Raw genomic sequence first — 9,937 nt, 5'->3', positions numbered from 1 at the left:
GGCGCGCGGGCGGCGCCGCGCGGTCCACAGGCTCTCCCCGAGGGGGACGTCGCGGCGGGCCGGGGGCGGGGGGGCCCCCCCCCCCGCGTCCAAGCCTGACGTGCACCACCCGGCGGGGCCGTCGGTGCCGACGGGGTCAGGATCTGACCCGCGTGCGGTGCCGGTCCAGCAGGGGCAGCGGGACGTAGGGCCCGCCGTACACCGGGTAGGGGCGGTTCATCAGCCCCGCCGGGGTGTCCGGCACGGCCGGGGTGGCCGGCGCCGATGAGGTGGCCGGCCTGCGCGGGGTCCTGGCCGTGCGGCTCGCGCGCACGGCCCCGCCGACTCCGTCGATCCTGCTGTCGCCCTCCCGTGCCGGGCCCGGCACGAACGCGTCCAGGGCTTCCCCGGCGCGCTGGGCGACCCGCTGGACGCCGGTCTCCGGCCCTTCGGGCGTGGACGGCTCGACCTCCCCGGGAGGCCGGTGGGAGGCGCCTGGGAGGCGCTCGATGGTCAGCAGGATCAGTCCGCCCGCCGCGACCACGCCGCAGCTCAGCGCGAGCGCGGTGCCGGTCGTGCCGTAGCGGAAGGTCTCGCCGAACATCGTGATGCCGACGGCCGCCGCGACCACCGGGTTCACGACGGTCAGGGTGGCCAGCGGCGCGGCCAGTCCGGCGCCCCGGTAGGACGCCTGGGACAGCAGCAGTCCGGCGATGGCCAGCACACCGATCGCGAGCAGCGAGGGCACGTCGGAGAAGGCCGGACCGCCGGTCCACTCGACCGCCACGGTCTTGGTGAACACGGACGACATGCCGAAGGCTATGCCGGAGCCCAGCGCCAGCAGCACGCTGCGGGCCACCGGGTGCCGGGCCGCCGCGCGGGCACCCGCCATGAGGGTCACCACCGCCAGGGCGGTCGCCGCGAACGCCGCCACCTGCTGGCCGTCGCTCAGCGACCGCGAGCCCGTGCTGCCGACCAGGGACAGCAGGCCCGCCAGACCCAGGGTCGCCATGATGGCGCCCCGCCAGGCGGTCGCCCCGGCCCTGCGGCCGACGAACATGGCCGCCATGGGCAGCGCGAAGACGATGGTGAGCGCGCCCAGCGGCTGGACCACACTCAGCGGCCCGAAGGCCAGCGCGACCACGTGCAGCAGACCGCCGATGCCGTTGAGCGCCACCGCGCCCCACCACACCGGACGGCGCAGCGGGGCGAACTGCTCGCCGGCCGAGGCGGGCGCGGCCTCCGCGACCCGCTCCTGCACGATGGCCCCACCCGCGTACGCGATGGCGGAAACCAGCGACAGCAGCACGGAGAACGCGAGGGCACTCATGTGCGGCTCCTCTGCGTCAGGCGGGGGCGTGGTGCCCGGCGCGGCGAACGATCGGCTTTCATAGCCAACAACGATGCCCTCCCGATCGCTTCCCGTCGTCGTACCTGAGCACTCAATGGCTCCTACTGCCGATGGAGTACTCCGCGCGCTCCGTCATCCCACAGGCGGGCACCTCAGGGGGGACACCCTGAGATCGGGACCCCGAGAGCCCTGGTACTACTGCTGTTCGTGGACCTCGACCCGGCTCTCGCCGCGCTCCGGCCGCTCGGCGGCTTCTTCGTCCTGCGTACGGTCGTGGACCCGGAACGGGCGCCCGCCGCATCCTTGCCGCTCGCACAAGCATACGAAAATCCAACGTCGGATGTTTACCGAATTTCGCTGACTTTCCGTGTCCGCAAGGTGGAGCGGTCGCTGTGCGCGCCCGAGACCCGGATCGCCGCCTCGATCGCCCAACAGGGTCTGGCCGCCCGCCTGTGGTCGGTGGCCCTGGGCTGCGCCGTCCGGTACGGCCACCTCCCCGACCTGGACCCGAGGCTGCTGCGCTGGGACCCCGACGCGAGCGCCCCCGACGACCTCTGGCTGACCGAGCTGCGCCCCCGCCCGGCCGACCCCGGGACCCTCGCCGCCATGGTGCTGCACGGCCACCTCGAACCCCTCGCCGCCGCCCTGCGCACCCAGGTCCGCCTCCCCGACGGGCTGCTGTGGGGCAACGCCGCCTCCGCCCTGGCGGGTGCCGGACGCGAGCTGGACCACTGGGCGCGCCGCAATGGCCGTACCGACGCCGCCGCGCGAGCCCGTGACCTGACCCGGGAACTGCTCACCCACCCCCTGCTCGCCGGTACCGGCACCCTCACCGGGACCGCCTTCCGGCGCCGCAGCTGCTGCCTGTACTACCGGGTGCCCAACGGGGGCCTGTGCGGTGACTGTTGTCTCAAGGGTCCACGGCGCCCTTCCCCGGACGCCCCTCGTGGGTGACCATGTTCGAACCGGCCGTGGCGAACAGGGGGTTCCGGGTGCGTGTGGGACTGCTGACCCGGGAGTACCCGCCGGACGTGTACGGCGGGGCGGGCGTCCATGTCGAGTTCCTCGCCCGCGAGTTGAGCGCGCTGGTCGACCTGGCCGTGCACTCCTGGGGCGAGGGCCGCGCCGACGGTGTCGTACGCCACCGTCCCTGGTCCGCGCTCGACGGCGCCAATGACGCCCTGCGCACCTTCTCCGTGGACCTGGCGATGGCCGCCGGCCTGGAGGACCGTGAACTGGTCCACTCGCACACCTGGTACGCCAATCTCGCGGGCCATTTCGCCAAGCTCCTCCATGGCGTGCCGCACATCATGACCGCGCACTCACTGGAGCCGCTGCGCCCTTGGAAGGCCGAGCAACTCGGGGGCGGATACGCGCTGTCGAGCTGGGCCGAACGCACCGCGATCGAGTCCGCCGACGCGGTGATCGCCGTGTCCGGCGCCATGCGCGAGGACATCCTCGGCTGCTACCCGGCGCTCGACAAGGACAGGGTCCATGTCGTGCACAACGGCATCGACACCGCGCTGTACCGGCCCGACCCCGCCACCGACGTCCTGGAGCGGATCGGCCTGGACCTGGAGCGGCCGTACGTGCTCTTCGTCGGCCGGATCACCCGGCAGAAGGGCGTGGACCACCTCCTGCGCGCGGTGCGCGGCATCGATCCGGCGGCGCAGGTCGTGCTGTGCGCGGGCGCCCCCGACACGCCCGAGATCGACCGGGAGTTCCGTGAGCTGTTCCAGGAGCTGGGCCACGCGCGCGCGGGGCTGCACTGGATCCCGCAGATGCTGCCGCGCGGCGAGGTGATCCAGCTCCTCACCCATGCGGCCGTCTTCGTCTGCCCCTCCGTGTACGAACCGCTGGGGATCGTCAATCTGGAGGCGATGGCCTGCGGCACACCGGTGGTGGCGTCGCGGGTCGGCGGTATCCCGGAGGTCGTCGCGCACGGCGAGAGCGGCCTGCTGGTCGACGTGGACGACGACTTCGAGAAGAGCCTGGCCACCGCGCTGGACACGGTGCTCGCCGACCCGGCGGCCGGTCGCCGGATGGGCACGGCGGGACGCGCCCGCGCGGTCGGGGAGTTCGGCTGGGACGCCATCGCCCGGCGGACCGCCCGGCTCTACGGGGACGTCCTCGAACAGGCGTAGTACACCCGGCCCGGGGGCATGGATGGGTGACAACCAGGCGGGACCAGGCAGGACCATGCGGGTCCACTGGTGACCAGGGGTGAGGGGAGCGGCCATGCGTCGTGGAGGGCCTTCCGTGCTCGGGATCGTACTGGCGGGTGGCGAGGGCAAGCGCCTGATGCCGCTCACCGCGGACCGCGCGAAACCCGCGGTCACCTTCGGCGGCACCTACCGGCTCGTCGACTTCGTGCTGTCGAACCTCGTCAACGGCGACATCCTGCGCATCTGCGTGCTCACGCAGTACAAGTCGCACTCGCTGGACCGGCACATCACCACCACCTGGCGGATGTCCAGCCTGCTCGGCAACTACATCACGCCCGTCCCCGCCCAGCAGCGGCTCGGCCCGCGCTGGTACCTGGGCAGCGCGGACGCCATCCTCCAGTCGCTGAACCTGATCTACGACGAGCAGCCCGAGTACGTGGCGGTGTTCGGCGCCGACCATGTGTACCGGATGGACCCGCGCCAGATGATCACCCAGCACATCGACAGCGGCGCGGGCGTCACCGTGGCCGGGATCAGGGTGCCGCGCGCGGAGTCCTCGTCGTTCGGGGTGATCACCCCCGGCTCGGACGGCCGGACCGTGGACCGCTTCCTGGAGAAGCCCGCCGACCCGCCCGGTCTGGCCGGCGACCCCGGCAGTGTGTTCGCCTCCATGGGCAACTACGTGTTCACCACGAAGGCGCTCATCGAGGCGCTCCAGCGCGACGCCGAGGACCCGCGCTCCGTCCATGACATGGGCGGCTCGATCCTGCCCCAGCTCACCGACCGCGGCGAGGCACAGCTCTACGACTTCAGCGAGAACCACGTCCCCGGCGAGACCACCCGCGACCAGGGCTACTGGCGGGACGTGGGCACGCTCGACGCGTACTACGAGGCGCACATGGACCTGATCGCCGAGCGCCCCGCGTTCAACCTCTACAACCGGCACTGGCCGGTCTACACCCACTCCAATCAGCTCTCCCCGGCCCGGTTCAACGCGGGCGGCATGGCCAGCGAGTCGATCATCAGCGCGGGCTGCCTGATCCGGGGGCAGGTCACCCGGTCGGTCCTGTCGCCCGGGGTGGTTGTCGATCCGGGCGCGGTGGTGCAGGGCTCGGTGCTGCACGACAACGTGCACATCGGGCGGGGCGCGGTGGTGCGCGGGGCGGTGCTCGACAAGAACGTGCAGGTCCCGCCGGGCGCCACGATCGGCGTGAACCCGCACCGGGACGCCGAGTTGTACACCGTGTCCAAGGGCGGCGTGATCGCGCTGGGCAAGGGACAGCAGGTGTCCTAACGCCCGGCGGGCGACCGCCGGGAGGTCGGTCCGGCGGTGGGCGCGGTGGCCGAAATTCACCCTGCCCGCGCCCCCGCACCGGCCCGTGCGCGGGTCCGGAGGCCGTGCCGGGGCCGCGCGGCCGAACGGGTTACGTGACGGCTGTGACCTGCGTGATCAGAGAGGCGGACGGTTCACCGACGTAATCCGATGTTAACTGAGCGTAGCCTGATCGTACTTGACCGTAATCGGTCGAACGTTATTCACTGCTTGCCCACCCGTCGTCGACGCGAGGCAAGCCGTGACCCCTGACCTGCTCGCACCCCTCGACCTGGCGTTCTGGAACATCGAGACCGACCGGCACCCCATGCACCTGGGAGCCCTCGGCGTGTTCGCCGCGCACTCACCCACCGCCGGGGCCCACGCCGCCGACCTGCTCGCCGCCCGCGCCGCCGGAGTCCCCGGACTGCGCATGCGGATCCGCGACGTCTGGCAGCCGCCCGGTCTGCGCCACCCGCTCGCCGTCGGCGGCGCCACCCGCGAGCCCGACCCCGGCTTCGACCCGATGGACCACGTCCGGCTGCACGCCCCCACCAGCGACTTCCAGGCCGAGGCGGGCCGCCTCATGCAGCGCCCGCTGCGCCGCGGACGCCCGCCCTGGGAGGCCCACGTACTGCCCGGCGAGGACGGCGTCAGCTTCGCCGTGCTGTTCAAGTTCCACCACGCCCTCGCCGACGGACTGCGCGCCCTGACCCTGGCCGCCGCGATCCTCGACCCCCTGGACCTGCCCGCCCCGCGCCCGCGCCGCGCCGAACCCCGCAGCGGACTGCTGCCCGCCGTCCGCAAGCTGCCCGGACGGGTCCGCGACGCCCTCTCCGACGTCGGCCGGGCCGTCGACATCGGCGCGTCCGTCGCCTTCTCCACCCTCACCGCACGCCCCGCGCCCGCACTCACCGCCGAGCCCAGCGGCACCCGCCGCACCGCCGGAGTGATCATCGACCTCGACGATGTGCACCGGGTCCGCAAGACCGTCGGCGGCACCGTCAACGACGTCCTGATCGCCGTCGTGGCCGGCGCCCTGCGCCGCTGGCTCGACGCCCGCGGCGACGGCAGCGCGGGCGTCCGGCCCCGCGCCCTGATCCCGGTCTCCAAACGCCGCCCGCGCACCGCCCACCCCCAGGGCAACCGGCTCTCCGGGTACCTGATGCGGCTCCCGGTCGACGACCCCGACCCGCTCGCCCGCCTCGCCGCCGTACGCACCGCCATGGACCGCAACAAGGACGCCGGACCCGGCCGCGGCGCGGGCGCCGTCGCGCTGCTCGCCGACCATGTCCCGGCGCTCGGCCACCGGCTCGGCGGACCACTGGCCGCCCAGGCCGCCCGGCTCTGGTTCGACATCCTCGTCACCAGCGTCCCGCTGCCCAGTCTGTGCCTGCGGCTGGGCGGCAACCCGCTCACCGCCGTCCACCCCTACGCCCCGCTCGCCCGCGGCCAGTCCCTCGCCGTCGCCATGTCGACCTACCGGGGACACGTCCACTTCGGCCTGGTCGCCGACGCCGAGGCCGTACCGGACCTGGACGGGCTGGCCCGCGCGGTGTCCGACGAGGTGGCCGCGCTCATCACCGCCTGCGAGTCCGGCGTCACCGCCCGCTGACGGTTTGGCCCGGCGCCCGGCGCTCCGTAAAATTCGCCGTTCGGACAGCGGACGCGGACGGAGCGCCGCGCGGGCAGCAGGGAAACGGCAGCGGCGATGACGGTGACACAGGACGGCCCGACGATCCCGGAGCAGGTGGCGTACGGGCCCGGCATCGACCCCGAGCGGCTCGCCGTCTGCCTCGCGGTGCTGGCCGAACTCGACGGGCTGGAGGTCGACCACCCCGACGCCATCACCGTGCGCCGCGCCACCGCCGGCATCTACCGCACGGTCAAGCAGCGCCGCCGCCAGGAGCGCCGGGCCGCCAAGACCGCCAACGACAAGGCGGTCACCGAGGCCACCGCGACCGGCTCCGCCGAGCGCATCGACGACGAGACCGAGGGCCTGCTGCCCTCCTCCCGCACCGAGCAGGGCCGGATCGCCGGAATACTCCAGCGCCCCCGCTCCTGCTACGTCTGCAAGACCCGCTACGTCGAGGTCGACTACTTCTACCACCAGCTCTGCGAGAGCTGCGCCGCCCAGAACCGCGCCAAGCGCGAGGCCCGCACCGACCTCACCGGCAAGCGCGCGCTGCTCACCGGCGGCCGGGCCAAGATCGGCATGTACATCGCGCTGCGGCTGCTGCGCGACGGCGCCCACACCACGATCACCACGCGCTTCCCCAAGGACGCCATCCGCCGCTTCAAGGCCATGGACGACTCCGCCGACTGGCTGCACCGCCTGGAGGTCGTCGGCATCGACCTGCGCGACCCCGCCCAGGCCGTCGCCCTCGCCGACCGGATCACCGAGCAGGGCCCGCTGGACATCCTGATCAACAACGCCACCCAGACCGTACGACGGCTGCCCTCCGCGTACGCCGCGCTCGTCGACGGCGAGAGCGCCCCGCTGCCCGCCGGTGAACTCCCCGCCCACCAGGTCATCGGCGCCTTCGGCTCCGGCGCGGTCGACGGACTGGCCGCGCTGCCCGCCGGGATCTCGGGGCTCGACGCCCAGCAGGTCGCCGACCTCGCGCTCGTCGCGGGCAACGCCAGCGTGGAGCGGCACCGCGCGGGCACCGCCATCGACGCCGGCGGCCTGGTGCCCGACGTCGTGGACTCCAACACCTGGGTGCAGAGCATCGACCAGATCTCCCCGGTCGAGCTCCTGGAGACCCAGCTGTGCAACTACACGGCTCCGTTCATCCTGATCAGCAAGCTCCGCCCGGTGATGGCCGAGGCCGCCCGCGCGGCGGACAGCAAGCACGCGTACGTCGTCAACGTCTCCGCGATGGAGGGCGTGTTCAGCCGCGGTTACAAGGGCGCGGGGCACCCGAACACCAACGCCGCCAAGGCCGCGATGAACATGGTGACGCGCACCAGCGCCGCCGAACTGTTCGAGACCGACGGCATCCTGATGACCTCGGTCGACACCGGCTGGATCACCGACGAACGCCCGCACTACGACAAGCTGCGGCTCGCCGACGAAGGCTTCCACGCCCCGCTCGACCTGATCGACGGCGCGGCCCGCGTCTACGACCCGATCGTGCGCGGCGAGGCGGGCGACGACCTGTACGGCGTCTTCCTGAAGGACTACGCGCCCGGGAACTGGTGAGCGACGCCCACCGGGGCCGCGCGGGCGGTCACCGGGGGTGCGGTCAGCGCGTGTGCGGTCACCAGATGGAGCGGCTGTTGTCCGCCGTGTCCGCCATCTCCAGCCACGCGATGCCCATCAGCAGCGCGGCCACGCCGACCAGCAGGGCGGCCAGCGCGAGCGCGTAGAACAGGACGACCCGGGAGAGGTCCCGGTGATCGGCCCCCTTGGTGTGCGTGGCCGGGGGCGGGGGTGGCGGGGGTGGCGGAGGCGGCTGGTGTCCGGCCCCGGCCGAGCCCGGGGGGACCGGGGGCGGAGGGGAGGCCGGCGGCGGTGTGGTGTCGCTCATGAACGGGTCCACCTTCCACGACCGTCCACCGGAGCGCCCCGCCAAAGCGCCGGGGTTGTGCCTGCCGACGAACGCTCCCTCCACGATCGCATCGGGGGGTGGGGGCTGCCATTCACGGGGAGGGGCGGGGTGACGGGGTCTCCGACCCGGGTGGGGTGACGTGACGGCGGTCTCCGACCCGGGGGGCTCCGGCAAGGGGGCGGCGGGCAGGACAGGGCGACGCCCCGGGCCTTACGGGGCCCGATCCCGGGGTCAGTCCACCGCCCCCAGGCGCGCGTGCCGGGCCGCGACCAGTTCCAGCACCGTCCGCCAGTCCTCCAGCACCCCCGCGTCGAGCCCCACGACCCGGCCCGCCTCGTCGGCCTGGCGCAGGGCGACGGCGTCCTCGGCGAGCGGGTCCCGGGCGAAGGCGGCGGCCTCGGCCGGGCTCATCGGCCCGCCCTGCGCCCACAGGGTCAGCGCGCTCCGCGGCGACAGCCCCCGGTCCGGCGACACGACGGCGAGATACCGCTCGGCGGGGACATGAAGCCGTACGAGCCGGGAGACCCGTTCGCCGAGCAGGGACCGCACGGCGTCCGCCGCACGGTCGGCGTGTCCGGCGTCGTCGCCGGGGCGCAGCAGGTGCCCGATGTCGTGCACCAGCCCGGCGATCTGGAGCTCCTTGTCGGCGGGTCGGCCGCGGCGCAGCAGAGCGGCGGTCTGGAGGGCGTGATCGTGCAGGTCCACCGGGTCGCCCGTGCCGTCGGGGGAGTCCCACGCGCCCCGGCACGCGTACAGCACGTCCATCAGCTTCTCGACGCTGCGCAGCTCCATGCGTCAGTCCTCCCGCGAGACAGCGGTACCGCGACGCAGCAGATCATGGCGAGCTTTCGGCTCAGCCAACGGCGCTTGAACTGCGCGACCAGCTCGCCTCTCCGTTCGTCACGTTGCGCCGATCGAGTGACTCCAAAATGACGCATTATGTAACAAACAGGTGTAGAAATGGATTGTTCGGCCACGTGGCGATGTCCGATAGTTACCCGTTGTTTTCAGCCCCATCGAGCAGGGGCCCGCTCATTTGGTTAATCTTGGGGGCGACGGACAGCACCAAGGGGTCCCACCCACACCCATGGTCCGTCCCGGGACACGCCGGTTCATCACGGCCTGCTCTCACCCAGATGCCGGCGCCACCGCGTCCGACCGTTCAAGCCAGACCCGAGCGGGCGTCGGGTGCCGGAGCACAGTGTGGCCGGCGACGCCCCGAGGGTGACCCGACACATAAGGAGTGCGCGGTGACACCGGAGAAGACCGATCGCGATCAGCCCCCCAAGGAACGGCCGCAGCGACCGGGCCGCAAGCCCGGCGACATCGGCAGCCTCGACGTGTGGGCCAGGTCCGCCCCCATCCGTCTCGCGGGGTACGAGGACGACCTCGCCGAGCCGCACATCCTGCCCAGCGTGGACTGACGCGGGCAGCGTCCGCGCGGACCACCGCCGGACACATCGCGATCACCGGCCGCATGGGCGTGCGGATGTCACGCCCATGCCGGTCCCGGAAGACCCACCCCAAAAACGGCGCCCCCAGGTCATTCCTGGGGTACGTCGAGTCCGGCGCCGTC

9 protein-coding genes are annotated in these 9,937 nt (G+C 73.0%); 6 read left to right on the top strand and 3 right to left on the bottom strand.

The window, feature by feature from the left end; translation table 11 throughout:
- Positions 1-136: 136 nt before the first annotated feature.
- The gene (locus ACFXAZ_RS33735) at positions 137-1,309 is read right to left on the bottom strand and encodes a DMT family transporter (protein WP_384598920.1); all 1,173 of its coding nucleotides are present in this window, start codon (positions 1,307-1,309) and stop codon (positions 137-139) included.
- A gap of 228 nt (positions 1,310-1,537) precedes the next feature.
- Between ACFXAZ_RS33735 and ACFXAZ_RS33730 the strand changes: the two genes are divergently transcribed.
- The 5 genes from ACFXAZ_RS33730 to ACFXAZ_RS33710 all read left to right on the top strand — a co-directional run bounded on the left by ACFXAZ_RS33730 (position 1,538) and on the right by ACFXAZ_RS33710 (position 8,012).
- On the top strand, positions 1,538-2,284 hold the full coding sequence (locus ACFXAZ_RS33730) for a (2Fe-2S)-binding protein (protein WP_384598917.1): 747 nt from the start codon (positions 1,538-1,540) through the stop codon (positions 2,282-2,284).
- Between the two features lie 38 nt (positions 2,285-2,322).
- Complete coding sequence (glgA, locus tag ACFXAZ_RS33725; protein ID WP_384598914.1) at positions 2,323-3,474, top strand: glycogen synthase; 1,152 nt, start codon at positions 2,323-2,325, stop codon at positions 3,472-3,474.
- A 94-nt stretch (positions 3,475-3,568) separates the two neighbouring features.
- Positions 3,569-4,789, top strand: a complete 1,221-nt coding sequence (gene glgC / locus ACFXAZ_RS33720; RefSeq protein WP_384598910.1) for a glucose-1-phosphate adenylyltransferase — start codon at positions 3,569-3,571, stop codon at positions 4,787-4,789.
- Positions 4,790-5,069: 280 nt separating this feature from the next.
- On the top strand, positions 5,070-6,422 hold the full coding sequence (locus ACFXAZ_RS33715) for a wax ester/triacylglycerol synthase family O-acyltransferase (protein WP_384598907.1): 1,353 nt from the start codon (positions 5,070-5,072) through the stop codon (positions 6,420-6,422).
- A 96-nt stretch (positions 6,423-6,518) separates the two neighbouring features.
- Complete coding sequence (locus ACFXAZ_RS33710) at positions 6,519-8,012, top strand: SDR family NAD(P)-dependent oxidoreductase (protein ID WP_384598904.1); 1,494 nt, start codon at positions 6,519-6,521, stop codon at positions 8,010-8,012.
- Positions 8,013-8,070: 58 nt separating this feature from the next.
- Here ACFXAZ_RS33710 and ACFXAZ_RS33705 read toward each other — a convergent pair whose 3' ends face one another.
- Positions 8,071-8,340 carry a hypothetical protein gene (locus tag ACFXAZ_RS33705; RefSeq protein ID WP_384598901.1) on the bottom strand — a complete coding sequence of 90 codons (270 nt, stop codon included), beginning with the start codon at positions 8,338-8,340 and terminating at the stop codon, positions 8,071-8,073.
- Between the two features lie 252 nt (positions 8,341-8,592).
- The gene (locus ACFXAZ_RS33700; protein ID WP_384598898.1) at positions 8,593-9,153 is read right to left on the bottom strand and encodes an HD domain-containing protein; all 561 of its coding nucleotides are present in this window, start codon (positions 9,151-9,153) and stop codon (positions 8,593-8,595) included.
- A gap of 458 nt (positions 9,154-9,611) precedes the next feature.
- On the opposite strand from ACFXAZ_RS33700, the gene ACFXAZ_RS33695 reads away from it, so the two are divergent.
- Positions 9,612-9,785 (top strand): hypothetical protein, encoded by a 174-nt coding sequence (locus tag ACFXAZ_RS33695; protein ID WP_384598896.1) that lies wholly within the window; start codon positions 9,612-9,614, stop codon positions 9,783-9,785.
- Positions 9,786-9,937 lie beyond the last annotated feature (152 nt).

The sequence above is a fragment of the Streptomyces sp. NPDC059477 genome, assembly GCF_042749375.1.
Classification (GTDB): Bacteria; Actinomycetota; Actinomycetes; order Streptomycetales; family Streptomycetaceae; genus Streptomyces.
The sequence above is the reverse complement of the archived record's forward strand: the minus strand, read 5'-3'. Positions and strand labels throughout refer to the sequence as shown.

Bases quoted from the DNA above. Each gene is read 5' to 3' on its own strand.
- ACFXAZ_RS33735 (WP_384598920.1), bottom strand. From the start codon at position 1,309: ATGAGTGCCCTCGCGTTCTCCGTGCTGCTGTCGCTGGTTTCCGCCATC.
- glgC (WP_384598910.1), top strand. From the start codon at position 3,569: ATGCGTCGTGGAGGGCCTTCCGTGCTCGGGATCGTACTGGCGGGTGGC.
- ACFXAZ_RS33710 (WP_384598904.1), top strand. From the start codon at position 6,519: ATGACGGTGACACAGGACGGCCCGACGATCCCGGAGCAGGTGGCGTAC.
- ACFXAZ_RS33705 (WP_384598901.1), bottom strand. From the start codon at position 8,340: ATGAGCGACACCACACCGCCGCCGGCCTCCCCTCCGCCCCCGGTCCCC.
- ACFXAZ_RS33700 (WP_384598898.1), bottom strand. From the start codon at position 9,153: ATGGAGCTGCGCAGCGTCGAGAAGCTGATGGACGTGCTGTACGCGTGC.